23 protein-coding genes are annotated in these 26612 nt (G+C 37.9%); 19 read left to right on the top strand and 4 right to left on the bottom strand.

Features of this window, described 5'->3' with window-relative positions; all coding sequences use genetic code 11:
- The first annotated feature begins 129 nt into the window (after window positions 1–129).
- The 10 genes from ilvB (at window position 130) to AC0VXV_RS10095 (ending at window position 12170) form a co-directional block, all read left to right on the top strand.
- Window positions 130–1875: a biosynthetic-type acetolactate synthase large subunit gene (gene ilvB / locus AC0VXV_RS10140; RefSeq protein ID WP_475528032.1), complete on the top strand. Its 1746-nt coding sequence runs from the start codon at window positions 130–132 to the stop codon at window positions 1873–1875.
- The gene (ilvN, locus tag AC0VXV_RS10135) at window positions 1872–2387 is read left to right on the top strand and encodes an acetolactate synthase small subunit (protein ID WP_008403681.1); all 516 of its coding nucleotides are present in this window, start codon (window positions 1872–1874) and stop codon (window positions 2385–2387) included. Before ilvB ends, ilvN begins: the two co-directional genes overlap by 4 nt.
- Before the next feature lie 117 nt (window positions 2388–2504).
- Window positions 2505–3518 (top strand): ketol-acid reductoisomerase, encoded by a 1014-nt coding sequence (gene ilvC / locus AC0VXV_RS10130; protein WP_079526917.1) that lies wholly within the window; start codon window positions 2505–2507, stop codon window positions 3516–3518.
- A 1-nt stretch (window position 3519) separates the two neighbouring features.
- The gene (locus AC0VXV_RS10125) at window positions 3520–5064 is read left to right on the top strand and encodes a 2-isopropylmalate synthase (protein ID WP_475528029.1); all 1545 of its coding nucleotides are present in this window, start codon (window positions 3520–3522) and stop codon (window positions 5062–5064) included.
- A gap of 127 nt (window positions 5065–5191) precedes the next feature.
- Window positions 5192–6292: a 3-isopropylmalate dehydrogenase gene (gene leuB / locus AC0VXV_RS10120; protein ID WP_475528028.1), complete on the top strand. Its 1101-nt coding sequence runs from the start codon at window positions 5192–5194 to the stop codon at window positions 6290–6292.
- A 71-nt stretch (window positions 6293–6363) separates the two neighbouring features.
- Entirely contained in the window at window positions 6364–7773 is a 1410-nt protein-coding gene (gene leuC / locus AC0VXV_RS10115; RefSeq protein WP_475528027.1) for a 3-isopropylmalate dehydratase large subunit, read from the top strand.
- Between the two features lie 12 nt (window positions 7774–7785).
- Window positions 7786–8376 (top strand): 3-isopropylmalate dehydratase small subunit, encoded by a 591-nt coding sequence (gene leuD, locus AC0VXV_RS10110; protein ID WP_475528026.1) that lies wholly within the window; start codon window positions 7786–7788, stop codon window positions 8374–8376.
- A gap of 239 nt (window positions 8377–8615) precedes the next feature.
- A complete protein-coding gene (locus AC0VXV_RS10105) occupies window positions 8616–9959 on the top strand; it encodes a spore germination protein (protein ID WP_475528025.1) in 1344 nt (447 codons plus the stop codon).
- Complete coding sequence (locus tag AC0VXV_RS10100; protein WP_475528024.1) at window positions 9956–11071, top strand: GerAB/ArcD/ProY family transporter; 1116 nt, start codon at window positions 9956–9958, stop codon at window positions 11069–11071. The genes AC0VXV_RS10105 and AC0VXV_RS10100 overlap by 4 nt, the downstream gene beginning before the upstream one ends.
- Window positions 11046–12170: a Ger(x)C family spore germination protein gene (locus AC0VXV_RS10095; RefSeq protein ID WP_475528023.1), complete on the top strand. Its 1125-nt coding sequence runs from the start codon at window positions 11046–11048 to the stop codon at window positions 12168–12170. The genes AC0VXV_RS10100 and AC0VXV_RS10095 overlap by 26 nt, the downstream gene beginning before the upstream one ends.
- 51 nt (window positions 12171–12221) lie before the next feature.
- Here the strand turns inward: AC0VXV_RS10095 and AC0VXV_RS10090 are convergent, their stop codons facing one another.
- Window positions 12222–13958 (bottom strand): ABC transporter ATP-binding protein, encoded by a 1737-nt coding sequence (locus tag AC0VXV_RS10090; RefSeq protein ID WP_475528022.1) that lies wholly within the window; start codon window positions 13956–13958, stop codon window positions 12222–12224.
- 170 nt (window positions 13959–14128) lie between these two features.
- Here AC0VXV_RS10090 and AC0VXV_RS10085 point away from each other — a divergent pair, with 170 nt between their 5' ends.
- From AC0VXV_RS10085 to AC0VXV_RS10075, 3 genes are read left to right on the top strand one after another with little or no spacing between them, the layout of a single operon-like run.
- Window positions 14129–15526: an ABC transporter permease gene (locus AC0VXV_RS10085; protein ID WP_475528020.1), complete on the top strand. Its 1398-nt coding sequence runs from the start codon at window positions 14129–14131 to the stop codon at window positions 15524–15526.
- Between the two features lie 14 nt (window positions 15527–15540).
- Window positions 15541–17037 carry an ABC transporter permease gene (locus AC0VXV_RS10080; RefSeq protein WP_475528019.1) on the top strand — a complete coding sequence of 499 codons (1497 nt, stop codon included), beginning with the start codon at window positions 15541–15543 and terminating at the stop codon, window positions 17035–17037.
- A gap of 19 nt (window positions 17038–17056) precedes the next feature.
- Window positions 17057–18871, top strand: coding sequence for an ABC transporter substrate-binding protein (locus AC0VXV_RS10075; protein ID WP_475528018.1), 1815 nt, complete (start codon window positions 17057–17059; stop codon window positions 18869–18871).
- 57 nt (window positions 18872–18928) lie between these two features.
- On the opposite strand, the gene AC0VXV_RS10070 is transcribed toward AC0VXV_RS10075, so the two are convergent.
- Window positions 18929–21436: a sensor domain-containing protein gene (locus AC0VXV_RS10070; RefSeq protein ID WP_475528016.1), complete on the bottom strand. Its 2508-nt coding sequence runs from the start codon at window positions 21434–21436 to the stop codon at window positions 18929–18931.
- A 325-nt stretch (window positions 21437–21761) separates the two neighbouring features.
- Here AC0VXV_RS10070 and AC0VXV_RS10065 point away from each other — a divergent pair, with 325 nt between their 5' ends.
- The 4 genes from AC0VXV_RS10065 to AC0VXV_RS10050 are packed head-to-tail and all read left to right on the top strand — an operon-like array spanning window position 21762 to window position 23110.
- The gene (locus AC0VXV_RS10065) at window positions 21762–21968 is read left to right on the top strand and encodes a hypothetical protein (RefSeq protein WP_475528014.1); all 207 of its coding nucleotides are present in this window, start codon (window positions 21762–21764) and stop codon (window positions 21966–21968) included.
- Window positions 21907–22332: a hypothetical protein gene (locus tag AC0VXV_RS10060; RefSeq protein WP_475528012.1), complete on the top strand. Its 426-nt coding sequence runs from the start codon at window positions 21907–21909 to the stop codon at window positions 22330–22332. The genes AC0VXV_RS10065 and AC0VXV_RS10060 overlap by 62 nt, the downstream gene beginning before the upstream one ends.
- The gene (locus tag AC0VXV_RS10055) at window positions 22329–22925 is read left to right on the top strand and encodes an S-layer homology domain-containing protein (RefSeq protein ID WP_475528010.1); all 597 of its coding nucleotides are present in this window, start codon (window positions 22329–22331) and stop codon (window positions 22923–22925) included. The genes AC0VXV_RS10060 and AC0VXV_RS10055 overlap by 4 nt, the downstream gene beginning before the upstream one ends.
- Window positions 22901–23110 carry an S-layer homology domain-containing protein gene (locus AC0VXV_RS10050; RefSeq protein WP_475531442.1) on the top strand — a complete coding sequence of 70 codons (210 nt, stop codon included), beginning with the start codon at window positions 22901–22903 and terminating at the stop codon, window positions 23108–23110. Before AC0VXV_RS10055 ends, AC0VXV_RS10050 begins: the two co-directional genes overlap by 25 nt.
- 127 nt (window positions 23111–23237) lie before the next feature.
- Here AC0VXV_RS10050 and AC0VXV_RS10045 read toward each other — a convergent pair whose 3' ends face one another.
- Complete coding sequence (locus AC0VXV_RS10045; protein ID WP_475528008.1) at window positions 23238–23714, bottom strand: YusW family protein; 477 nt, start codon at window positions 23712–23714, stop codon at window positions 23238–23240.
- 331 nt (window positions 23715–24045) lie between these two features.
- Here AC0VXV_RS10045 and AC0VXV_RS10040 point away from each other — a divergent pair, with 331 nt between their 5' ends.
- Window positions 24046–25398, top strand: a complete 1353-nt coding sequence (locus AC0VXV_RS10040; protein WP_475528007.1) for a TraB/GumN family protein — start codon at window positions 24046–24048, stop codon at window positions 25396–25398.
- 77 nt (window positions 25399–25475) lie between these two features.
- Here AC0VXV_RS10040 and AC0VXV_RS10035 read toward each other — a convergent pair whose 3' ends face one another.
- Window positions 25476–25814 carry a GlpM family protein gene (locus AC0VXV_RS10035; protein ID WP_475528006.1) on the bottom strand — a complete coding sequence of 113 codons (339 nt, stop codon included), beginning with the start codon at window positions 25812–25814 and terminating at the stop codon, window positions 25476–25478.
- 251 nt (window positions 25815–26065) lie between these two features.
- On the opposite strand from AC0VXV_RS10035, the gene AC0VXV_RS10030 reads away from it, so the two are divergent.
- The gene (locus AC0VXV_RS10030; RefSeq protein ID WP_475528005.1) at window positions 26066–26575 is read left to right on the top strand and encodes an AraC family ligand binding domain-containing protein; all 510 of its coding nucleotides are present in this window, start codon (window positions 26066–26068) and stop codon (window positions 26573–26575) included.
- Window positions 26576–26612 lie beyond the last annotated feature (37 nt).

Genomic DNA, 26612 nt, shown 5'->3' with positions numbered 1-26612 from the left:
CATGAAAAGTCTTTTTCATCCCTACGTAAGAGGTTTTCTTTTGCGTGCGGAGAAAAAGGCTTTTTCTTTTTATCAATTTATAAAAATGACGTCACATAAAAAGCTTTGAAAAAGGAAGGAGAAATTACTATGAGTGCGAACGTTTCAGTAAATCAAGAAATCGAAAAGCCCGAAGAACAACAAGTAACAAAACCGAGAGACGGTGCCGATATTTTAGTGCAGGCACTGCATGAACAAGATGTTGATATTATTTTCGGTTATCCGGGTGGGGCAGTATTACAAATTTATGATGCGCTTTACCGTAATCCGATTCGTCACATTCTGACACGCCACGAACAAGGTGCGATTCATGCGGCAGAAGGATATGCACGTGTTATGAATAAACCGGGTGTAGTAATTGCAACATCTGGACCAGGCGCAACAAACCTTGTAACAGGTATTGCCGATGCGATGATAGACTCGATTCCGTTAGTTATTTTTACAGGCCAAGTTGCGACATCCGTAATTGGTACAGATGCTTTCCAGGAAGCGGACATTATGGGAATTACAACACCGATTACAAAACATAACTACCAGGTGCAGGACGTAGCTGATATTCCTCGTATTGTAAAAGAGGCATTTCATATTGCCAATACAGGACGTAAAGGACCGGTTGTCATTGACTTCCCGAAAAATATCTCTCAAACAGTATTCCTGGATGAAATTAAAGCTCCGGAAGATATTTATTTACCGGGTTATCAGCCGACAACGAAACCGAATTATCTTCAAATCCAAAAGGCAATTCAAGCATTAAGTTTAGCTAAAAAACCCCTAGTGCTGGCGGGTGCCGGGGTATTATTCGCAGATGCACGCGAACAATTGACAGAATTTATTGAAAAATATAATTTACCGGTTGTAAATACATTGCTTGGTTTAGGAAGTATTCACGGACAGCACAAACAATTCTATGGAATGGCTGGGATGCACGGTTATGCAACTGCAAATGACGCCATTACAAAATGCGACTTATTAATTAATATCGGTGCACGCTTTGATGACCGATTAACAGGAAATTTAGCAACATTTGCACCGAACGCTACGATCATCCATATCGATATCGATCCGGCAGAAATCGGAAAAAATGTACCAACTGATATTCCGATTGTTGCGGATGCAAAAGAAGCATTGTTTGCACTGTTGAAAAAAGACTTCCAAGGACCGGATACGACGGAATGGATTTATTACTTAAACGATAGCCGCGATAAATTTCCGCTTTGGTATGAAGAGGCAGGAGAAGAAGTGTTACCGCAGCAAGCAATTGAGATCCTTCATAAATTGACGGACGGTGATGCGATTGTCACAACGGATGTTGGACAGCATCAAATGTGGGCAGCCCAATACTATTATTTAAATAATCCGCATAACTGGGTAACATCAGGCGGTTTAGGCACGATGGGCTTCGGTTTCCCGGCAGCGATCGGTGCACAGTTTGCGAAGCCTGAGAAGAAAGTTATTTCGATTGTAGGTGATGCAGGCTTCCAAATGACAAACCAAGAGCTTGCATTACTTAAAGAATTTAACTTACCGGTAAAAGTAGTAATCCTTAACAACAGCTGTTTAGGAATGGTACGTCAATGGCAGGAAACATTCTATGATGAGCGTTATTCACAAAGCTTAATGCCAATCCAGCCGGACTTCGTAAAACTTGCCGATGCATACGGCATTAAAGGCTACCGCATTGACAATTTATCAGAAGCAGAAGCAATCTTTGATGAAGCGATCAATTCAGATGAACCGGTTGTTATTGACTGCAGAGTGAAGCAACTTGTGAGCGTATTCCCAATGGTTGCGCCTGGTAAAGGATTACATGAAATGATTGGAGTGAAGAAGCCATGAAGCGAGTGCTGACAGTAACAGTAATTAATCAAAGCGGCGTATTGAACCGAGTGACTGGCTTATTAATGAAACGTCAATTCAATATTGAATCGATTACAGTAGGTCATACAGAGCAGCCGAATTTTTCGAAGATGACGTTCATCGTCCATGTAGAAGACGAGAATAAAATCGAACAATTAATCAAACAGCTTTCGAAGCAAATCGATGTATTAAAAGTAAACGATATTACAGAAAAAGCAATCGTCCTTCGTGAGCTGGCGCTTATAAAAGTAGTTTCACCGCCAAACTTGCGCTTAGAAATGAATGCAATCGTTGAGCCATTCCGTCCGCAAGTTGTCGATACATCAAAAAATGTCGTGACATATGAAGTAGTTGGTCACCCGGAAAAAATCGATGCATTTATCGAGTTACTTCGTCCATATGGCATTAAAGAGTTAACACGTACAGGTGCTACAGCAGCCATCCGTGAGGCACAAAAAATCGAAAGCCCGCAATTATCAATTTTAAAATAAGCACTAAAAGTATTACCGAAAAGTTAGATATTATTGTTTTTAAAACAGGGTGGAGGATGTCATCTGAAGCCCGAATTACAAAATATAAAAACATTCACTTAATTGGAGGAAATGAAAATGTCAAAAATGTATTATGAAAACGAAATTAACGAGCAAGTATTACAAGGGAAAAAAATCGCGATCATCGGTTATGGTTCACAGGGCCATGCTCATGCGCTTAACTTAAAAGAATCAGGTTTTGATGTAGTAGTAGGTATCCGTCCAGGTAAATCGTATGATGCAGCAAAAGAAGATGGCGTAGAAGTTAAATCAGTAGCAGAAGCTGCTGCAGAAGCAGATGTAATCCAAATCTTACTTCCTGATGAGCGTCAAAAAGCAGTATACGAAGCAGAAATCGCACCACATTTAACACCAGGTAAAGCGTTAATGTTCGCACACGGTTTCAACGTACACTTCGGTCAGATTCAACCACCAGCAGATGTAGACGTATTCCTAGTTGCTCCAAAAGGTCCAGGACACTTAGTACGTCGTCAATTCACTGAAGGAGCTGGCGTACCGGGATTATTCGCAATCCACCAAGATGCGACAGGTCAAGCTCGTGATTTAGCTCTTGCATACGGTAAAGGAATCGGTTCTGCACGTGGCGGATTACTTGAAACTACATTTGCTGAAGAAACAGTTACTGACCTATTCGGTGAGCAAGCAGTACTTTGCGGTGGTACAACTGAACTTGTTAAAGCAGGTTTCGAAACATTAGTTGAAGCAGGTTACCAACCAGAATTAGCTTACTTTGAAACATTACACGAACTTAAATTAATCGTTGACTTAATGTTCGAAGGCGGTATGGCGACAATGCGCTACTCAATTTCTGATACAGCAGAGTGGGGCGATTATGTTTCAGGTCCACGTATTATCGACGCATCAGTAAAAGCGCGTATGAAAGATGTATTAACTGATATCCAAGACGGTACATTTGCGAAACGTTGGATCGCTGAAAATGAAAACGGTCGTCCTGAATATACAAAATTCAAAGAAGCTGGCGCAAACCACCAAATCGAAGAAGTTGGCGAAAAATTACGTGCTATGATGCCATTCATCAACCAAGGAAAACAAAAGGTAACAGTGAAATAATATGAGAAAAATTGACATTTTTGATACAACATTGCGCGACGGAGAACAATCGGCTGGTATTAACTTAAATACAGCAGAGAAAGTAGAAATCGCAAAACAACTAGAGCGTTTAGGTGTCACAATTATTGAGGCGGGATTCCCTGCCTCATCTCCAGGTGACTTGGAGGCGGTATCGTTAATCGCAAAAACGGTGAAGAATTCAATCGTCACAGGTTTAGCACGTGCTGTGAAAAGTGATATCGATGCAGTTTGGGAAGCAATTCGCCATGCTGAGCAGCCACATGTTCACACATTTATCGCAACAAGCCCGATTCATATGGAATATAAGCTTAAAAAAAATCCGGATGAAGTTATTGAGCAAGCTATCACTGCGGTAAAGTATGCAAAGGAAAAATTCTCACTCGTAGAATTTTCTGCAGAAGATGGTTTCCGTTCAGACAAAGAATTTTTAGTTCGTATTTGTCAGGAAGTTATTAAAGCTGGTGCAACAACGATTAATATTCCAGATACAGTTGGTTACGCATCACCGGAAGAATACGGCGCTTTATTCCGCTATTTACGTGAAAACGTGATCGGTGCAGAAAAAATTAAATTCTCTGCTCATTGTCATGACGATTTAGGAATGGCAGTTGCAAACTCATTGGCAGCCATCGAAAACGGTGCAGACCAAGTAGAATGTACAATTAACGGTCTAGGTGAACGTGCAGGAAATGCCGCATTAGAAGAAATCGGTGTTGCCCTACATATTCGTAAAGACTTCTACGGTGTTGAAACTGGCTTGAACTTAAAAGAAATAAAACGTACATCACAGATGGTAAGCCGTTTAACAAACGTAGTCATTCAACCGAACAAAGCAGTTGTCGGTAAAAATGCATTCGCACATGAATCGGGTATTCACCAGGATGGTGTCCTGAAAAATCCTGAAACATACGAAATCATTTCACCGGCACTGATCGGTGAAGACGATATCCCATTAGTTTTAGGAAAACATTCAGGCCGCGCAGCATTCCGTGACCGTGCCGAAACAATGGGCTTCCAGCTGTCGGATGAAAAATTGAACAAAGCTTTCGCTGAGTTCAAAAAATTAGCGGACCGCAAAAAAGAAGTGACAGAAGAAGATTTAACAACGATTTTAACTGAGCAGCAAGTTTCAATAGAAGATGTTCCGTTATTTGAACTTAAATCGGTTCAAGTTCAATACGGTACAGAAAATATTCCAACAGCTACTGCTTCAGTTATGACTCCTGATGGTGAGTTGAAAACAATCGCATCAACAGGATCAGGTTCAGTCGAAGCCATTTTTAATACACTTGAACAGCTTGTTGGAGGTAAAGTCAATATTTTGGACTATCGAGTACAATCAGTCGGTAAAGGACGCGATGCACTTGGAGAAGCGGTCATTAATTTAAAATATAACGGCTATACATCAACAGGACGTGACTCAGCACAAGATGTGCTGGAAGCAAGCGCAAAAGCGTATTTAAATGCAGTAAACAGACAATTGATCCAACAGCAAGTACGCGATAAACAAGAAATTACGGTTTAGTAGAATAATAAGGTTGTTCCTGTAAAGGAAAACAACTAGCAAACTCATTATAAGAATAATAGCGCCATCTTAATTGGTGGCGCTTCTACATCAAGTTACTTCACGTAGAAAGAAAGGTGTTTTACAAATGGAAAAGAGAATTACAGTACTACCAGGTGACGGCATTGGTCCAGAAGTTGTTGCAAGTGCAGTAAAAGTATTACAAGTAATCGGGAAACGTTTTAACCATACATTTCATTTAAACTATGCTTCAATCGGCGGAGCTGCAATTGACCTGTACAATAATCCATTACCGGAAGAGACAATTGCGATGTGTGAAGCAAGTGATGCCATTTTATTAGGTGCAGTAGGTGGTCCGAAATGGGATAACAACCCGCCAGCATTGCGTCCTGAAAAAGGTTTACTAAAGATCCGCAAGCACTTTGATTTATTTGCGAATTTACGTCCTGTGAAAGCATTCCCAAGTTTACTTGCATCTTCTCCATTAAAGCGTGAAGTTGCGGAAAATGTAGACTTAATGATCGTCCGTGAATTAACAGGAGGGCTATACTTCGGAGAGCCACGTAAAAAAACAGATGCAGGTGCTATTGATACATGTGTGTATTCCCGCGAAGAAATCGAACGTATTGTCGAAAATGCATTCGAATTAGCTCGTTTACGCCGTGGAAAACTTTGTTCGGTAGATAAAGCAAATGTACTGGATACATCCCGTTTATGGCGTGAAATTGTAGAAGAAAAGAAAAAGCAGTACCCAGATGTAGAAACAGAACACAACTTAGTTGACTCAGTGGCGATGAAACTGATTACTAACCCGGGTCATTATGATGTCATTGTTACAGAAAACTTATTCGGCGACATTTTAAGTGATGAAGCTTCTGTTATTACGGGTTCGCTTGGTGTATTACCTTCTGCATCAATTCGCGGCGATAATTTTGGACTTTATGAGCCTGTACATGGTTCAGCTCCTGAAATTGCAGGCCAAGGTGTTGCGAATCCGGCAGCAACAATTCTTTCAGTAGCAATGATGCTTCAATATTCATTCGGCTTAAAAGAAGAAGCTGCAGAAATCGAACGTGCTGTTGCAGCAGTATTCGAAGATGGCTACTACACAGCCGATTTAGCACAGGAACATACACGTACATTATCAACAGAAGAATGGACAGAAAAAGTACTAAATGAAATCGATGCAAGCTTCGTATCAGACAGCATTATGATTTCATATAACTAATTTCAATCGAAAGAAAACTGTTGATGGTTTTGGATATCAACACTATATATGGTTAAGGAACGGTGAGAACTATGGGGAAAAATATTATTGAAAAAGTGTGGGAACAGCATGTCGTACATCGTGAAGAAGGAAAGCCGGACTTACTTTATATCGACCTGCATTTAATTCATGAAGTAACAAGTCCTCAAGCATTCGAAGGACTACGCCTGGCAGGACGGAAAGTGCGTCGTACAGATCTATCGTTCGCAACAATGGATCATAACGTACCTACAAAAAACCTGCCTACGATTAACGATCCAATCGCAAAAAAACAAATTATGACACTTGCTGAAAATGCAAAAGAGTTCGGTATCGAATTAGCGGATATTGGTCATCCGGATCAAGGGATTGTTCACGTTATTGGACCGGAATTAGGTCTTACACAACCTGGTAAAACAATTGTTTGCGGTGATTCCCATACAGCAACACACGGTGCATTTGGCGCAATCGCATTCGGAATCGGTACATCGGAAGTAGAACATGTGCTTTCGACACAAACATTATGGCAATTAAAGCCTCCAACAATGGAAATCCGTGTTAACGGTGAACTTGGAATTGGTGTAACAGCAAAAGACATCATTTTAGCAATCATTGCAAAATGGGGAATTGGCATCGGTACAGGTCATATCGTAGAGTATACAGGTGAAGCAATCCGCAAGCTTTCTATGGAAGAGCGGATGACAATTTGTAATATGTCAATTGAAGCAGGAGCAAAAGCAGGCCTGATTTCACCGGATCAAACGACAGTTGAATTTTTACGCGGTCGTCGTCATGCTCCTCAAGGTGAAAAATTTGAGGAGGCGGCAAAATATTGGTTAAGCCTTGCTTCTGATGCGGATGCAACATATGATGTTGTTCTTGAAATTGATGCTCAGGAAATTGAACCGATTGTAACATGGGGTACAAATCCAGCGATGGGTGTCGGCGTTTCCAAAACAGTTCCTACTGCTGCTGATTATGACAATGAAACTGATAGATCCGCATTAAACAAAGCACTGAAATATATGGATTTACAAGAAGGCCAAAAAATTACGGATATTGAAATCCAACATATATTTATCGGATCTTGTACGAACTCCCGTATTAATGACTTACGTGCAGCCGCTGAAATCGTAAAAGGCGAAAAGCTTGCACCAGGTGTGAAAGGGATTGTAGTTCCTGGTTCTTGGTCGACAAAACGCCAGGCAGAAGAAGAAGGTCTACATCAAATTTTCCTTGATGCCGGCTTTGAATGGCGCGAATCAGGCTGTTCTGCTTGCTTAGGAATGAATGAAGATGTTATTCCGGCTGGTGAACGTTGTGCTTCTACATCTAACCGTAACTTTGAAGGACGTCAAGGTGCAGGTGCACGAACACATCTTGTATCACCAGCGATGGCAGCAGCTGCTGCAATTCACGGACGTTTTGTCGATGTTCGCAAGCTACAAAAGCAGGAAGCATAAGGAGAGATCAGCATGGAACCGATTAATATAGTAAATAGTATTTATGCACCACTTGATCGTAAAAACGTCGATACCGACCAGATCATTTCGAAAGAATTTTTAAAGCGCATCGAACGCACAGGATTCGGACAATTCGTATTTTATCACTGGCGTATTGATGAAAACGGCAATCCGATTGAGGATTTCGTGTTAAATAAACCAGAATATAAAGACGCGGAAATTTTAGTTGCACAGGATAACTTTGGTTGTGGTTCATCACGTGAACACGCACCGTGGGCAATCCTTGATTACGGATTCAGAGTTGTCATCGCACCAAGCTTTGCGGATATTTTCCATAATAACTGTTTCAAAAACGGTATTTTACCGATTAAATTAACTGAAAGCGAATGTGACGAACTTTTAGTAAAAGGATTAGCAGAAGCACAAGCAATTGAAGTTAGTTTAGAACAGCAAACAGTTACTACAGGTTACGGCAAAACGTATTCATTTGAAATCGATCCATATTATAAACAAATGTTATTAAATGGATGGGATGAAATTTCTCTTACATTCCAGTATGAAGAGCAAATTGCAGCATACGAGAAAAACCGCGTAGCATACTAATCTACAAGCCTCTTACTTTGGGTTCACCCTTAGCAAGAGGCTTTGTCTTATTTTACCGGTTGTTGTGTCAATTTTCCGGTGCTATAATTTTCTTCCATTTTTTTAGTATTGGGAGTATATACCGTTTATTAGAAGCGACAGTCAATTGTATTATAAGTAACCAGTTATAACCTTCCTTGAATAATATTTCTCTTATTGGGCATTCTATAATAAAGTTTAGCTGAGATTGGAGAAATACTATGTCTTCGGAAGAGAACATTAAGTGGCTTAATGAACAATTCAAAGATACAAACGAATTAACGATGAAGACGTTGGATGATGAGGAAAAAAAAACCGAGCTATTTTACATAAAGCCTCTCATCGATGTGGAATTGCTTCAACAAATCGTCATTAAACCTTATTTTGAAATGCAATCCGAAACGAAATTTATCCGATATTTGAAAGCTTTGCCTCAATTTCAGGACAGTAAGTCAAAAGAACAGTTGAAAGAAGAAGTTTTAAACGGCAATGTGCTTATTTTCATACAAAATAAATTTTATTTGCTGGATTTGAAATTTTCATTTAATGATCAAGTAAATACTGCCTCCGTCGAGACGACAATCCATGGTTCGCAGCTGGCACTAAGTGACAATATCGCGACTAACATTAATCTTATACGATCTGATTACCATCAGCCTACATTGTTTGTTGAATATTCCACGACAGGACAAGTAAATAAACATAAAATGGCCATCATTTATGACAAAGAAAAGGTTAATGAAAATGTGCTGAACATCATCACCGAAAAACTTCAGCAAGTTGATAAGCAAGTAATTACATCAACGGTTCAGCTAAGTAACTATTTAAATAACAAAAAGTTTTCATTATTTCCTCAGTTGATCATGACCGAACGTCCAGACCGTATTGTTTATAACTTGGCTGGAGGCAAGGTGATATTATTAGTGGACGGGAATCCACAGGCATTGATTGCCCCTGTATATTTCTTCGATTTCATGACATCAATGGAGGACAACTATCATACATTTTTCATTTCGTTTTTCCTTAAATTTCTCCGTTATACAGGGTTATTCATCAGTCTTCTTTTACCGGGTTTATATATTGGCATTACTTCATTTGCACCGGAAGTTTTTCGAACCGAACTTGCATTGACAATTGCGGGAAGCCGTACTGGAGTTCCGTTTTCTTCATTTGTGGAAGTATTGTTCATGCTGTTTTTTATGGAAATGCTTCTGGAAGCGAGTATTCGGCTCCCTAAAACAATAAGCGCAACTGCGACAACAGTTGGGGGATTGATTTTAGGGACAGCAGTATCGGAAGCAGCACTTGCATCGGATATTATGATTATTATCGTTTCTGCGGTGGCAATATCGACCTTTGTCATTCCCATCAACGAAATGGCATTTTCCATTCGAGTTATACGGCTTTTATTCATTCTTGCAGCAACAATCTTCGGTTTGGCAGGATTAACGCTTGGATTATATGCATTTATTATGTATTTAGTAAGCAGCGACAGCTTCGGGGAACCTTATCTTAAATTTAATCGAAATAAGGGCAACAAAGTGAAGGCGGGTGAGAAACCATGAGCAGGTTTTATTACTATTTGGTACTGATTAATATGGTTGCAAACATTATCGCATCGGTACCTGCCATACTTTTGCATAATCACAATGAAGGTACGGTAATTTCGATGCTTTTAGCCATTGCAGCAGGTGTCGTTCTTGTGACCATTTATACGAGGTTTTTCCTTTCATATCCAGGTAAAACTTTACCCGAATTACTTGAAAAAACGACTTCCAGATGGTTTTACTTACCATTTGTCTTTTCACTCGCTGTCTTATGGTTTATTGCAGGGCTTATCACGCTCATAACATTTACTTTTTTATTGATTCGATATTTAAGTCCCGAAATGCCGATAATTCAAATTTGCTTAACGATAATATTTGCGGTTATTTTTGGGTGTTTAATGAAAACAGAACGTGTGTTATATACGGTAGAGATGATTATACTTGTAACATGCCCTTTAATTCTATTCGTATTTTATAAAGCATATAGCAGCAAAAGTCTAAATTGGGATTTTGTTATGGAGGCTGTTTTATATATAAATCAAATACCGAACTGGCATTCATTTTCTGCTTGCTTTTTTTTGTTTTTAGGTACAGTAAACTTGTTCATTTTCAACCGGTTCTTTACGCAAAAACAAACATTTGGCTTTAGGCAGATTATGGTGATTGTCTTAATTTCTGTCGGAACATTATTTACAACTTATTTCATACCGATAGGCTTTAACGGTTTCGAAGGAATTAATGAACTTATCTACCCGTGGATTTCAACGACCGATTCTATAAGGATGGATTATTTTATTATAGAACGTGTTTTGTTTATATTTATTTTGTTTTATTTAGGGATTGCTTTTTTAAGTATACTGATTCACTGGCATGCCTCAATGGAGTTTTTAAAATTTGTATTTAAATTGGAGAAAATCAAGTTTAAAGGTAAAATTGTCGGAATATTTATACCGCTCCCTTTTTTTGTTCTGATTTCTTTATATTTGGTAAGTAAACTAACTGAATACCAACTATTTCAGTTTACAAATTATTTTTATGATGGATTGGTTTTTATTTTCCCTAGCATGATTTTAGTGTTTTTATACATTAACAGGAGGATGAAAAATGACGGACCTGCCTCCAAAAATTAATATAAGTAAGTTGATTTTTGCCCTCAGTATTGTTTTTTTATCAGGGTGTGCCTTTAAAGATATTGATAAAAGTGTTTTTGTTGCAATGATTGCCATAGATATTTCTGATGATGAGGAAAAGCCTTATAAAGTTACATTGAAGCTTTATGAACCTACCGGATCTTTTAAAGAAGCAACAGAACCTCAGTATTCCTATTTAACAGAAGATGGAGAAACATTATCGGAAGCGATTCGTATAATGGAATCCTATTCGGACAAGGAGCTCGAATTTGGCCATTCGAAGCTCATTATACTTGGGGAGGATTTAGTAAAGGAAAATAAAAATAAGGAAATACTTGACTTTTTGCTTAGGAGGCCGGATATCCAACTGATTTCGTGGATAACTGTAGCTAGGCCTTCCGCTGAAGAGATTATAAAAATGATACCGCAAGGGGAATCGGCAGCATATCCCGAGTTATTTAATTATTTTGATAATAACGGCACAACTACTCCATATATTGTGACAACACATTTATTTGAATTTAGACGAAACATGAAGGAGAATGGAATCGATTCTGTACTTCCGATTATTGAATTGAATAAGGAAGACGAGCATTTTGAAGTGAATAAATCACTATTGATCGCCAATAATAAAAAACCGCATGAACTCAATCCTTTAGATACATCGATTTATAATATTCTGTCAGGAAGGGTGAAACATGCAAATCTCATCGTAAAAGAAGAGGGAAATCAATTTATTGCAAATATTGATACCATTAAATCAAAATATAAGGTGAATATAAAAGATGGATCCGATATCAATCTGGATTTAAAAGTAAGTTTAAATGGATCAATCTCTGAATCCAAAAAGTCACTGAAAAATAAGGATCTCCCGAAATACAATGAGCAGTTGAAAAAGGAATCGGAAGAGAAAATTTCGGAATTTGTTTTGGAAATGAGAGAGCTTGGTTATGATCCGCTTGGTTTTGGTATCAACTACAAAGCCAAGGTACTTCATAATCGGCGCATGACTGATAAAGAGTGGATGGAAGCGTATAAAAAAGCTGAAGTAAGCGTAACTATCGTACCGGGATTAAAAAGTACCGGGTCAATCCAATAAGCTATATAATAACAAAAAGACTTCAAATCAAAAGTTTGAAGTCTTTTTAGTTTACATCGCTACCCAGTGACCTTTTGTAACTTCAACAAGCTCTGTGTTCTCTACATCGAACCGGTTCGCTGCCAGTTCTTCGTCTGTCATAACGCGGCGCTTTTTCTGTTTTTCGATAGCCGGATCCGGAATTGGTATCGAGTCGAGCAGCATCTTAGTATAAGGATGCTGCGGATTGGCATACAGCTCTTCACTTTCTGCCAGCTCAACAATTTTCCCACCATACATAACAGCTACACGATCACTAATATGTTTCACCATCGACAAATCATGTGCAATAAATAAATAAGTTAATCCTAGTCGTTGCTGCAAATCTTTTAATAAATCCACAACTTGTTTTTGAATGGAGACATCAAGCGCGGATAATGGTTCATCACAAACGATAAATTGTGGTTCCACAGCAAGTGCACGTGCAATTCCAATTCGTTGGCGCTGACCGCCGCTGAATTCATGCGGATAGCGAAGTGCATGCTCCTTTTTCAAGCCAACAAGCTCCAACAATTCTTCCACTCGTGCCCGGCGCGCTTCCTTTGAGGGGGACAGTTTGTGGACATCCAATGCTTCTCCAATAATATCCAGCACTTTTTTTCTAGGGTTTAAACTTGAATATGGATCTTGAAATATAATTTGCATATGACGACGCATACTTTTCAGTTCGTTTTTCGTTAATCGACTAACGGGTACGCCTTTGTAAAGCACTTCACCGTCCGTTGGCTCATGCAGCTGCAGCAGTGTACGGCCGGTTGTCGATTTGCCTGAGCCTGATTCACCAACAAGCCCTAAAGTTTCACCCGGGAAAATTTGAAATGATAAATCGTTCACCGCTTTTAATACATTGCCTTTTGCCAATTCAAAATGTTTGGATATATTTTTAACTTCGACTAGAGGCACGTTAATATTTAAATCAGGCGATAAATTAGGCAGTTCTTTTGGCTCCTTCGGTTCATGAAGCTTTGGCAAAGCGTTTAATAGTCGTTTCGTATAAGGATGCTGCGGATTAGCAAAAATCTCTTCCGTTGTACCTTGTTCAACGACTTCACCTTCCTTCATGACAACAACCCGGTCACACATTCCCGCTACGACACCTAAATCATGGGTAATCAATATAATAGATGTACCAAACCGCTGCTGCATGTCCTTCATCAACGATAAAATTTGAGCTTGGATTGTTACGTCAAGCGCTGTTGTCGGTTCATCGGCAATAAGAAGGGAAGGATTACATGCTAATGCCATTGCAATCATAACTCGCTGTCGCATTCCACCACTAAATTCATGAGGATATTGATTATACCGTTCTTCGCTATTTTTTATTCCGACTAATTTTAGTAGTTCAATTGTTTTTAGATACGCTTCTTTTTTTGAAAGCCCCTGATGCTTTATGATACCTTCCGCAATTTGGTCTCCAATACGAATAGTTGGGTTCGTAGAGGTCATCGGATCCTGGAAAATCATACTAATGTCTTTTCCTCGGATCGCTTCCATTTGGTTTTCCGTTTGTGTAATTAGATTTTTCCCTTGGAATTCAATCGTTCCATCTTTTAAAAACGAAGGAGGGGAAGGAAGTAAACGCATAATTGAACGGGCTGTTACACTTTTTCCACTACCGGATTCTCCTACAATTCCGACTGTTTCACCTTCATTTACAAGAAAACTTACGCCTTTAACGGCTTCAAATTCCTGCTCTCCAGTTATAAAAGATACACGTAAATCCCTTACTTGAAGCAACGTTTTACTCATAAAATGCTCATCCTTTAATAAAAATAAAATAATTTCATTGACTTCTGAATGTTCGTTCTACATAATACATTACTATACAGGTAGGGATTATACAATATTAAAAGTGTGAAAATTCTTTACACCTTTTTATGGGTGGAGAGAATTGGTAAGAAAGGAGCTGCTTTAGTTACATGCAGCATTTATTTTTTGAAAGCTTTCAAAAAAATGCTTCGAAAAAAAGTTATTATTTTGCTTTCGTGCTGCTCGGTCTGATCGTACACATTTTTACAATTCCGTTCTATTTAGTAAATCGATCTAAATCAACGTATGCGGAAAAAGCTATGAATGTGAAGACACAATTAATAGAAGACGAGAAAGTATTTGAATGGCATAAGCAATATGAAGTAGAGGAACGGACAAAAGCTCAGTTTTTCAATCAAAAAGTCGATGAGCAAACGATCATTCAAGCTGCGAAAGCGCTTGCTCAGCAAAAGTTAGAGCGTGAAGTTGAAAAAAGACTTGCGGCAAATGGAGTAGTGGAAAATTCCTATAAAAATTATTTTAGTACACTATTAAAGCGTCCGAACTTTTTACTGATTACGATAATTCCTGGTATTTTGATGTATGCTTTACTACTCTTAACGAGTAATCCATTTGCTCGCTTTATTTTTGAGCGCTTATTACAAAGTGTGTTCGTTATCATTGGGGTGGCGACACTCGTGTTTACGATTTTGTATATTTCACCGTTTGACCCCGCCCGCAATTTGCTTGGGGTGGAGGCAACACCTGCACAAGTCGAAAACTTTAATAAGCTATACGGGTTGGATCAACCTTATTTAGTGCAGCTTTGGCATTCTCTGTCAGGTCTGTTCACATTTGATCTAGGAACATCTTTCGCCGGAAAGGAAGATGTCACGCAAAGCATATTAAACAAATTTCCGGTAACACTTGAAATCGCAATGTTCTCATTACTGATGGCGATTGCCATTGCAATTCCGGTCGGTATTGTTTCAGCAGTACGTCCGAATTCATTTATCGATTATGTATTTATGTTAATCGCATTAATCGGTTTATCTATTCCAAGTTTCTGGCAAGGGCTGATTTTTATTTTGACGTTTTCACTCGAATTAAAATGGTTTCCGGCGACGTACAATCCGAGCAATTGGATGTCGATCGTTCTGCCGATTGTCGTACTCGGAACATCGATAACTGCATCGATTGCCCGTATGACAAGATCAAGTATGCTGGAAGTAATCCATGAAGATTATATTATTACAGCAAAAGCAAAAGGGTTAAGTGAACGGAAAGTAATTACTAAGCACGCGATCCGTAATGCAATGATTCCGATTATTACAGTTATTGGACTCTTGTTTGGCGGAATGCTAGGCGGTGCGGCAGTAACCGAGAAAGTATTTAATATTAGCGGTATAGGAAGTTATATTGTCGACAAGCAGTTTATTCCGGATATTCCGGCAATTTTGGGTGGTGTTGTTTATATTGCGATTACCATTTCCATTGTGAACATGCTGATCGATATTTTGTATGCTTTCTTTGATCCGAGAATTCGTTCGAAAATGAAAAAATCTTAGGAGAGGGTAACGACGTGAAATTTATATCAGACGTAAAACTGCTGTTGAAAATAACACAAGAGTATGTAAATGCACAGTTTACCATTGCTTTTTCTGCGATTTTTTCATTGCTGTTTTTACTTTATAGTTTTAATTTTTCTGAAGGGGTATGGCGTCGATATGTAGTTGTTTTTTTTGCAATTTATATTGGTACAACGATATATGTATGGCTCACATCTCTGCTCATTAAGAAGGATTTAGCGAAGCACCGGGAATTGACAAAGCGTACACGCCTTCTCGGTATCCCGTTGATACTTACGATTTTTGTCGGGAATGTATTTGCTGCTGGATTCGGTTTTATGCTCGCATCGAAAAATAAAACGGCAGAATATACTTTTGCTGTTTATGCTTTTATGACGCAAATATTCATTATCCTGATTTCGGGATTAAATTTGTTCAAACCATATGTAGTGGATACATTTGTTCTTGCAATGGGCGGGTTTATCCTACTAGCATTGCTGTATTTAGCAGCAGCTGTGTTAATCGCAAAGTTTGTCACGTTTGATACAGCGCCTAAATGGATGCTTCCGCTTGGAATTGTACTGCTTATCCCAACAGTGACAGGCAATTTTTTCTCATTGTTACTAGGTATTACGCTAATTCGTAAAGCGCGAAATGCAGATCCGTCCGCAGTAGAGAAATGGCAAAAAACATGGAATAAGATCTTGCGTAATACAATGGCTGTATTTGGCCTGTTTTTCATCGTTTTCATGTTCAGTTTATCGGTTGTCAGCTCATGGACATTCGATTATGACTTTGCGGTTGAAAACAATTATGCGGTATTGCTGCAAACACCGACACTTGAATATCCGTTAGGTACCGATAATTTCGGTCGGGATTTATTTTCCCGCATTGTGTTCGGTGCGCAAATTTCATTAATAGTCGGTTTTTGTGCAACAATCATCCCGGCAATAATCGGAGGGGCGCTCGGTGCGATTTCTGGCTATTACGGAAAAAATACCGACAATATTATTATGCGTGCACTGGATATTCTATATGCGATTCCAGGAATTCTGCTGGCAATTGCGATCATTGCCGCATTTGGCGCAAATACGACCAATTTGATCATCGCATTAAGTGTCGGCGCTATTCCGACTTATGCGCGGACAATGCGGGCAAATGTACTGCAGATTTCAAACTATGAATTTGTTGAATCCGCCCGCGCATTAGGGGCAAATGACCGCTCGATTATTTTCAAGCATATCGTCCCAAATGCATTGGCACCTATGATTGTCAAAGCAACATTAACAATCGGAGGAGCTGTTATTTCAACTAGTAGTTTAAGCTTCCTCGGATTAGGTATTGAACCGCATATACCGGAGTGGGGCAATATTTTAAAAGTTGGAAGTACGTATTTAGAGTCACATTCATATTTAGCGATTTTCCCGGGGCTATGTATTATGCTGCTCGTTTTATCGTTTAACTTTTTCGGCGATGGACTGCGTGACGCATTGGACCCAAAATCTAATTAACTTTTTGGAGGAATTTTTCATGAATAAAAAATTATTTACGTTAGCATCAACAGCAACAGTGGCAGCAGTAGCATTAGCAGGCTGTGTCGAAACAAAATCGGATGTAAAAGAAAATGATTCAGCAACTACTGAAACAGCTGGGGCAAAGCCAGTCATCGAATTACTTGGTATGGCTTCTTCAGAGCAGGACATGAATATTGTGCGTGACCAATTAGTGAAGAATGGTTTCGATGTGAAATTGAATATTCAGCCGGATTACGGTTCATTTACAGCACAGCAGGATGCTGGCAACTTTGACATTGCCATTTCAAGCTGGACGACTGTAACAGGTAACCCGGATTATGCAGTACGCGGCTTATTCAAAACAGGTGGTGACTACAGCCGTATATCAGATGAAACAGTCGACAAATTAATCGATGAAGCGAGTACGCTAACAGGTGATGAAGCAAAGGAAAAATATAAAGAGCTGGAACAAGCTTTAGTATTCGACAATGCCTATATTGCACCATTATATATTTCTCAAAAGTTCCAAGGTATTTATAAAGCAGAAGTAAATCCTGATACAGTACGGCTGCCAAAATCACGTGCTCAAGCATGGGAAACAATTTCATTCAATGATGAAGCGAAAAATGCTTCAGAAACATTGGTCCTTCATCAAGCATTAGCTTCATTAACATCACTTGATCCGGTTAAAGCAAACGATGGCTCGATTAATACATTAAACACAAATATGTATGTTCGTTTAGTAAACTTATCGGATACAGATGAAGTCGTATCAGAAGGCTCACTTTCTTATGACCACGCAGTAGCCGAAAACAATGAAGAGTATTATTTCGTGCTGCGCGATGATATTAACTTCGCAAAAGTGGAAGGCGAAAAAGCAGTTGATACAGGTGATTTAGTATCAGCAGAAGATGTTGTATTCTCATTAAACCGTGCTAAAGATGAAACATCGGTACCTGATCACCGCACATATTCAATCCATGAAAATATTGATACAGTTGAAATCGTATCTGATATTACATCATTGGAATCAGTGAAAACAGCAGATGGCAAGTCTGTTTTAGAAGAATTATCGGATGAGTTGCCTGCAGCGATTTCTGAAGTAGTGACAGATGAAAAAGATGTAGACAATGCAGCAGGGAAATACCAAGTTATTAAATTGACAACACCAAATCCTTTCCCGCAAGTATTAAACTACTTAGCGCACCAATCTGGAGGTATTGTATCTGAAGCAGCGGTAACTGCAGTGAATACTTTTGATGTAGCAAGCTATGATCCTAACTCGGATATTGCTTATGGTGATCAATCGACTGTTACAGAAGGCGCAAGCTATGCAAATCATTTAGCAGCATCTGGTCCATACATTTTAGTGAAGAAAAATGACTATGAAGCAACATTCGTGAAAAACCCTGCATACCAGGTAGGAACTGAAAACGAACCGAAAATTGAAAATATCAGCGTTCGTTTCATCCAGGATAATGACAGTGCACTATCAGCATTGCGTAATGGTGAAATCCACGTATTGCAATCAGTTCCTGAAACGAAAACAGATGTAGTTGAAGGCGATGAAAACTTACAATTAAAAACAGCTGACAGCAATGCCGTTTCTTACTTGTTGTTCAATACAAGCGGTCGTGAAACAGCAAAATCTGCAGACTTACGTAAGGCAGTCCTTCACTCGATCAATCAAGATGAGTTCATCAGCTACTATCAAGGTAAGAAAAAGCCGGCTGTATCAACAGTTTCACCTTTAATTGACACAGGTTTAAAACTGGAAGCAGACAGCGCAAAAGTAAAAGAGTTCTTAAAAGCATATAACGAATCAAAATAATATTAAAAACCGAAGCAGCTATGAAAGTTGCTTCGGTTTATTTGTTTAAACTAATGATTATGAAACTTGCGGGGATAAATAACCGATTTTCAGGATGTGTTCAAACTCTTCTTTTTTAAGGGGTTTGGAAAATAGATACCCTTGAATTACATCACAGTCATTTTTCTTAAGAAATTTTAGCTGTTCAAACTCTTCTACACCTTCAGCGACCACATTCATCTCCAACGATTTCGCTAGATGCAATGTAGCACAAATAATGCCGTTATCTACTTTGTCCTCATTATTAATATTATCTATAAATATTTTATCGATTTTAATTTTATTCGGTTTAAACTTTCGAATCGAAGCTAAAGATGCATAGCCGGTGCCAAAATCGTCAACCGCGATTCGAATTCCCAGGTCTTTTAAGCTTTGAATCGTTGAATACACACTCGATTCTATATTCAGCAATGTATCTTCAGTAATTTCGAATTCCAAATAGAAGGGATCAATCCCGAAATGTTCCAATTGTGTTTTCACATGTTGAAACAATCCTTTTTTCATAAATCGAATAGGTGGGATATTAATTGCTATCGGAATGATTGGCAGTCCTTTTTCTTTCCATTCTTTAAGAAGCTGGCATACCTTTACAATCACCCAATCAGTGATCCCGTTAATCATATGGTTTTCTTCCGCCAGCGGAATAAATTCTCCAGGGGAGACTAATCCCCATTCTTTATGGTTCCAGCGAATTAACGCTTCGGCTCCGCAAAGAGAACCATTGCCTGTTTCCACTTGCGGCTGGAAATGTAATTCAAATTCCTCATTTGAAATAGCTTTTCGCATATCGCGATCCAAGGCATACTTTTTATATGTTGATATATCACCATCATCAGATGAAAGCTGATAAGTACTTTTCCCTTCCTTTTTCGCTTTATAAAGTGCTGTGTGAGCATTTTTCAAAAGGGTCAATTTATCCCTGCCTTCCTCGGGATAGAAGGTAATGCCGATACTAGTCGAGATATTTAACTCATAATCCTGAATAGTGAACGGTTCTCTAATTTTTTTGATGACTGTTTTGGCGTATTGAAGCACTTCTTTTTTATTTCCGAAATTTTTTATGATCATAATAAAATCATTGCTGCTCAAACGTGCAAGATAACTATCTTTAGGCATTATTTTTTCAAGCCGGTCTGCGACGAATTTTAATGCTTCATCCCCGATGAAATAACCGAGTGAATCATTGATTATATTAAAGCGGTCCAGGTCGAAATAAAGAATGGCAAATGGCTCATCACTTTCGGACATGTCATCCAATTTTTTAAATAGACTTTGCTGATTTGGCAGGCCTGTAAGATTATCGTAGTTGGATAAGTAATTTATTTTATGTTCTTTTTCTATTTCATAAGTAATATCCGTAACTAAACCGAATATATTCGTTATTTGGCCGTGATCATCAAGACGGGGAACAACTTCTTCAAGCAGCCACTTTATATTACCATTTCCGGAATTAATCCGATAAATCCACTGGAAACTTTGCCCGCTCATCATTTTCTTTTTACCGTTTTCCAACTCCGGAAGATGGATAGGCTGGATCATGTTATACCAGGCTTTAGAATCCGCATAAAGGTTTGAGAGGGGGATCTCCAATATGTCTTCCAATCCTTTTGAAGCGAAAAGGAATTTACCACCTAACTTTTCACGCATCCAAATTCCTGATGTCAGAGTATCAAAAATTGACTTATATTCTTCATTCTGCTCGATCAGCTTTTTTTTAAGAAATGTTTGATATGTCTCGTCTTTAATAATCCCGAAGATTTTAGCTGGTTTTCCTTCTTCTGAAAACACTTCTGCATGTACTTTGAAATATTTTAGTTCTTTTGTTTTTCTATGATAAACCCGAATTTTATGCGTATAATTTTCGCCGTCACTAATGGACTTTTTTAAATATTGTAAAGACATATTCAAATCTTCAGGGTGTATTAGCTTGAACGGCTCATCAATACTTATATATTTTTGATAATCAAGTCCAAACATATTGTAAAAATTTTTGGAACAGAAAAGTTTATCTTCATTAAAATGATATTCCCAGCTTCCGATTTCAGCAATTTGCTGAGCATAGTTCAGATGGTTTTCCCATTGCATCAGTTCTTGTTTCATCATAGTTTTATCTGTATTATCGGTAACGATTAAATAAACACCGGCAATATTTTCTTCAATGACTATCGGAATGAAAGTAAGCTCGAGAAACAGTGTTTTATTAAGGTTATTTTTTATTTCAATATTACATTTTTCAGCATGGCCTTGTATTGTTTTATTAAATGTAGTTTCGAGTAAATCTAAGTTATCACCATACACAAACTGTTGGAAATCCTCGTCATTTACTATAGGCTTACCGAGTAAATCATGGAGTTTATTATTGTTCATTGAAAGTACTTTCCCGAATTTAGATAATACAACAACAATATTCGGATGATTATTCGTAAGAGATGTGAAATAATTGAAAAAGTCTTTATTCACTTCTTGATTGAGATTTTGTTCTGAAAATAATTGATTGAATTTGTGATAGTTCATATCATTTTCCATTAATTTATCCACCATCCCTCTATAAAATCCATTTAGTTGACACGTAAGAGTACAAAACAAAATTTGTATTCTGATTATATGATAAAAAAATGCTATTTTCGACATTACAATTTATTTATTCATAAAACTTAGCGATACTGTAAGTAATGACGATCATCAATATGTGCTGACGACGTTTACAAATAAAATGGCTGTCATCTCTGCACGAAACAGTACTTTATAGAGGAAGCAAATCGTTACTACCTTTCATTGACGACTTCAGCAAGCGATCACCCCAAATTATCTATACTTACAGCTTCAAAATTATATGGATAACATGGCTAAAATGAAAGCAGTACAACTTAAACTTGAACAATTATCTGTACAGAACAGCAGTTATGTTTACAATTATGAAACTACCATGCAGGCGTATCAATTATTGCCATATGATTTTCGGATGTTGTTAACACCACTTATGAATGAGAAAAAGCATGAGTATGAGACTTATTTTCACCAGCAAACAATCGCCGATCGCACAGCAAGTAATAAATGAAATTTCCGAATTGTCGACAAACTCTTTACAGGAACAAGTAGCATCCGTACGTGTAAGGTACAGCGGGTTAACTGCTTTACAGCAAACCTTTGTTTCCAAATACCATGATCTACTGTATATCGAAGAAGTACAACGCAATAATTCTTATGGATGGGACCCTTACTATGAGAATGATAGGGACAAGCCAAACGAATATCCGGCAAATATAGACGTTACAAAAAGAGATCAAATGTACACAGTAGTAATGCCTTTGTCCAAAATGAATCGTTATACGAACACGAAAATAACTGTTTCAGATAATATTACACTTTCAATCCCGAAAGATGCAGTGCGAAAGACAACTAATAATGATGTTTTGACATGACAATTGAAGAAATGAATGAAGAATCCCTACTGTTTACGGCAAATATGTATGATGAAAGCTATGAATTTTCTTCCTATATTGATATAGAAGTAAAAGGCCTGCCTTCATCAGCAACAATTGTCCGGTTGCATGACGGTGGGGATTATATAGCAACGCCATACAGAAAAATAGCCAATAAATTTATGATAAAAACGAAAACATCCGCACAATTTACAGCTACAAATAGTCGAGTCCAATTTTTTGATATTCATACAGGTGGACAACGATATGAAATTGAACAGTTGGCGAAACGTAAAATCGTATCAGGAGTAGAGAACGGATTTTACAAACCAAATGCCAAAGTAACATTGGCACAATATGCTGCTATGATTGCTCGTTCGATGAATATAACGACAAATGAAGGTTCTTCATATCGAGATGTCCATGGAAAGTGGTATGAAAGCTCTATAGAAGCGCTGTTGGAAGCAGGTATACTTGAGCAACCAAATTCAAATTACTTTAATGCCGAAAAGATGTTACACGAAAAGATGCGGCTATATTATCAATATGAGTACTTCTATATGCAGGAATTCCAATTTCAGACCCTGATTTAAATAACGTTCCATTTACCGATTTTAAACAGCTTTCAACATCTGATCGTTATTTTGTTGCAACAGCATACGAATTAGGGATTTTTGATGGTAAGGAAAATGGCCAATTTGATCCGAATGGAAATCTGACGCGTTCACAAATGGCAAAAGTATTATACAAATCATTACAGATTGCAGAGATGATTTAAATTGAACGACAAATTACAGTAGTAAGACGATAACCTAAAAAGCCGTTTTTCTCTGAGAGATAACGGCTTTTAAACTGGGCGGAAAGAAGGTACTTATAAAATTTCAGCTTCTGTCCCACCCCTTTTATTATTGCTGTGCTACACGACGGTACTCTTTTATTGTCCCATCAGCAAATTTAATTTCTATTTCCACTTCCAAAAAGCTGTCAGGTTGTTCAAATTTTTGCAGTACCTCATCAATTACTTCATCATCTGGTGTATTCTTATCGAATGTAAACCCTTCGAAAATCGGTACCAATTTGTTCGTTGCTTCGTTACCTTCTAATTTTGTTTTGTTAACTTCATCTTCAATTTGTGCTTCCGCTCGAGATGCTTCATTTTCATAACTCACTTCATAACTTTTATCATCCGCATACTGGATATCCAAATCAAAGTGAGTAAAGTTAAATGGGGCATCCGTTGTTTCTGTTACAGTACTTGTCTGATTCATTGTATTCTGTTCTGTCGGTGCATTTTCAGGCAAATTGGTTGCTTCTTCGCTGTCACCACAGCCTACTAACAATGCAGTTGTACTTAATGCGCAAATTAATGCAAATTTTTTCATGAATGTAAACCACCTTTCTTGTAACTACTGTTAAAATACCCGATTAATCAAAAATTAATCAGCTTAATATTATTTCGAAAAATATAGTTATTTTTGTTTATGTCATATTATCTATAGCAAATAATTAGTACAGCAATTAAAAAATAAAGTAGATACATCAATAAAAAATTTAAATGCCAAAATATTCTATATATAAATAAATTTATGTTACACTTATCAGATGAAATAGATTTAAATGGAAAATGATCTTAAGCTGAATTTCTCCATTGTCTCTCCCATTTATTTCATAAAACCAATTGGAAATAACTTTCTAATTCAGGAGGATGTTTGAATGAAAAAGATGACTAAAACCGTTTTGGCTACAACATTGGGGACTACAGTGATGCTAACTTCGATTTTGCCTGCCGTTAAAGCTGATGAAGTAACACCGGATATTAGCAGCTGGGCACTCGGTACATTAAATGAAGGTGAGAAATACGGGATTTTCCCGATTGAATGGTACTATGATGGCTTCCGTACAGCGATTACAACGGAGCGTTTAGATTCATTAATTGAGCTAACTGCACAAAAAATTGCAAGTTTAAATTTGGATAAAAATGAAAAATTCAATCCAGTCGCTGTAAAAGGTGATGGCACACGAGGCGATATTATTAACCGCCTTTATAATATTGTCGGACAATATAAATTAGATACAGTTGAAGATGCTGTTACATATATGCAGAAACATAAAATTTTACAAGGTTCTGAAAAAGGCTTGATGCTCGATCAAAAAGCTACAACACAACATGCGGTTATTTTCGCCGTACGCCTAATCCAGAATACATTTGAGCAGGCAAATGCCGGTGCGAAAGGTGTTGCATGGGTAGTGGAAGATGAAGATACAAAAGTGTATATGCTTGGATCAATTCATGTAGGAACACCGGATCTGTACCCGATGCATAAAAAACTGACAAAAGCCTTTGATGAGTCGGACGGCCTTTTCGTTGAGGCGAACTTATTAGATCCTACGGGTATGGATTATTATATTGAAAAGGCAATGTTTAATGATGGACGTACGATTAAAGATGTTGTAAGTGAAGAAACGTATGCGAAACTTCAAAAGGTTGCAGCACAGCTTGAAATGCCTATCGAAGAGCTGGAAATGCAAAAGCCATGGCTACTTTCAAATAATTTTTCAACAATGATGATGGACGGGGCATTTGGTTTAACAGCAGAAGAAATGGCGATGCATGGAGTAGATATGCAATTTTTATTAAGTGCTTACTTACAGCAAAAACCTATTTATGAGCTGGAAGGAATCAATGCACAAGTCGATATGTTTGAAGCATTATCGCCAGAAGCACAGGAAGAATCGTTAGTAGCTGCACTTGACGGTATTTTGGAGCCAACTGAACAGTCTGAAGAAGATGTTCAGTTAATGGCAGACTGGTTCACGAATTGGGTCAAAGGTGATGTGGAAAAGTTTGCGGAAAGCTTAACTGAAATGGAAGGAGACACATCTGAGTTCAATCAGATGCTCTTCGGTAAACGTGATGCAGAAATGGCCGCAAAGCTTGTTGATTTATTGGAAGAACAGAAAGGGACTTTCTTTGTCGTTGTCGGCGCGGGTCACTTTTTAGTTGATAAAAATATCCGCTATCACCTAGAGGAAAGCGGTTACGAAGTAAAACCGTTTTATCAATAAATTAAAAGCGCATGGATCTGATTACAAAAGTAACTGGTCCATGCGTTTTATTTTTGGGAACTCCATAAAAATATGAATTATGATTGAAATAAAGTAAGTAAAGGTCTGCCGGCGACCATGAAAATGATATAGATTGAAAGGGCTCCTAAAATAGCATAACTAGGCTTCCACAAACCTGAAAAATAAAAAACAAGTACAGTAAATAATACCATACCGACAGCTCCGAAAATGGCGTTTTGCTGCACAATATGAAATGTTTCATCCGTCATATTTTTCATTTGCAGCCGCATATTAAGCAACGTTAATATCGGAAGCAATGTAATAATACCGGATAAAAAATGCAAATTCGATTTGCTTAACCAAGAAGCGAGCAGCATCACTATACCGCCAAGAATAAATTGAATTACATAAAACACGTTCCGCTTACCTCAATTCCTTTAAAATACAATAACTATAAATCATCGATTTAAATCTATCAACATTATTTTCGGAAAATATAGAATTAATAATGTAAAACGAGATCTCCTTAGTGTATTTTCTAATAAGATTTGTATGAAGAATTGCATTAATTCACTCAAGTTGTAAAAATATGTTGAATTTTCTGGTCATAGTATTGTACCCTTATTGAAAATGATTATCATTCGCATAATGATGAATAATATAACAGGTGAGGAGAATTCAAACGAACGATTTAATAAAATATTTCGCCAACTCAACGATTGAATATGCAGATTTATTTGTTATAAGTTTAGGTCCTAATGTACATGATCACAATCGTAATACAGCACCCTGTTTAAATGGACTTGTTATTACACTGTCGGGTAGTGCAAATTTTTCGCTGAATGGTGAAGTATACGCTTTACATAAAGGGGTAATCCTCCATGCCGGACCTAATATGGCGATTGATATTAAAGTTATAAGTAAGGAACCATGGCATTATACGGTACTGCATTATGAAATGTTAAACCGTCCTTTTCCAATGGATATAGGCCATTTTGAAATCGCTACTGGTCATCATCATAAATTGGATTATTTAGTCCATCAATTAATCCATTTCGAAAAAATACCGGGCGATATGAACCGGCTGAAATGTAAGACTCTGTTCTTGCAGTTGGTGGAATTCATTGTTATTTGCGCAAAAATGCAAACTTCAAACAATGTAGTGGACCAGGTATGAAATGTTTTCATACGGGGCCAGTTTCACAGCATGTTTT

The organism is Solibacillus sp. iso_87 (genome assembly GCF_056173085.1).
This window is presented reverse-complemented; position numbering and strand designations above follow the sequence as displayed.

Coding starts and splice junctions, on each gene's coding strand:
- AC0VXV_RS10125 (WP_475528029.1), top strand. CDS start 3,520: ATGAGAAAAATTGACATTTTTGATACAACATTGCGCGACGGAGAACAA.
- leuC (WP_475528027.1), top strand. CDS start 6,364: ATGGGGAAAAATATTATTGAAAAAGTGTGGGAACAGCATGTCGTACAT.
- ilvB (WP_475528032.1), top strand. CDS start 130: ATGAGTGCGAACGTTTCAGTAAATCAAGAAATCGAAAAGCCCGAAGAA.
- leuB (WP_475528028.1), top strand. CDS start 5,192: ATGGAAAAGAGAATTACAGTACTACCAGGTGACGGCATTGGTCCAGAA.
- AC0VXV_RS10075 (WP_475528018.1), top strand. CDS start 17,057: ATGAATAAAAAATTATTTACGTTAGCATCAACAGCAACAGTGGCAGCA.
- AC0VXV_RS10045 (WP_475528008.1), bottom strand. CDS start 23,714: ATGAAAAAATTTGCATTAATTTGCGCATTAAGTACAACTGCATTGTTA.
- AC0VXV_RS10100 (WP_475528024.1), top strand. CDS start 9,956: ATGAGCAGGTTTTATTACTATTTGGTACTGATTAATATGGTTGCAAAC.
- AC0VXV_RS10095 (WP_475528023.1), top strand. CDS start 11,046: ATGACGGACCTGCCTCCAAAAATTAATATAAGTAAGTTGATTTTTGCC.
- AC0VXV_RS10070 (WP_475528016.1), bottom strand. CDS start 21,436: ATGGAAAATGATATGAACTATCACAAATTCAATCAATTATTTTCAGAA.
- AC0VXV_RS10055 (WP_475528010.1), top strand. CDS start 22,329: ATGACAATTGAAGAAATGAATGAAGAATCCCTACTGTTTACGGCAAAT.
- AC0VXV_RS10060 (WP_475528012.1), top strand. CDS start 21,907: ATGAGTATGAGACTTATTTTCACCAGCAAACAATCGCCGATCGCACAG.
- AC0VXV_RS10085 (WP_475528020.1), top strand. CDS start 14,129: ATGCAGCATTTATTTTTTGAAAGCTTTCAAAAAAATGCTTCGAAAAAA.
- ilvC (WP_079526917.1), top strand. CDS start 2,505: ATGTCAAAAATGTATTATGAAAACGAAATTAACGAGCAAGTATTACAA.
- leuD (WP_475528026.1), top strand. CDS start 7,786: ATGGAACCGATTAATATAGTAAATAGTATTTATGCACCACTTGATCGT.
- AC0VXV_RS10040 (WP_475528007.1), top strand. CDS start 24,046: ATGAAAAAGATGACTAAAACCGTTTTGGCTACAACATTGGGGACTACA.
- AC0VXV_RS10065 (WP_475528014.1), top strand. CDS start 21,762: ATGAAAGCAGTACAACTTAAACTTGAACAATTATCTGTACAGAACAGC.
- ilvN (WP_008403681.1), top strand. CDS start 1,872: ATGAAGCGAGTGCTGACAGTAACAGTAATTAATCAAAGCGGCGTATTG.
- AC0VXV_RS10090 (WP_475528022.1), bottom strand. CDS start 13,958: ATGAGTAAAACGTTGCTTCAAGTAAGGGATTTACGTGTATCTTTTATA.
- AC0VXV_RS10105 (WP_475528025.1), top strand. CDS start 8,616: ATGTCTTCGGAAGAGAACATTAAGTGGCTTAATGAACAATTCAAAGAT.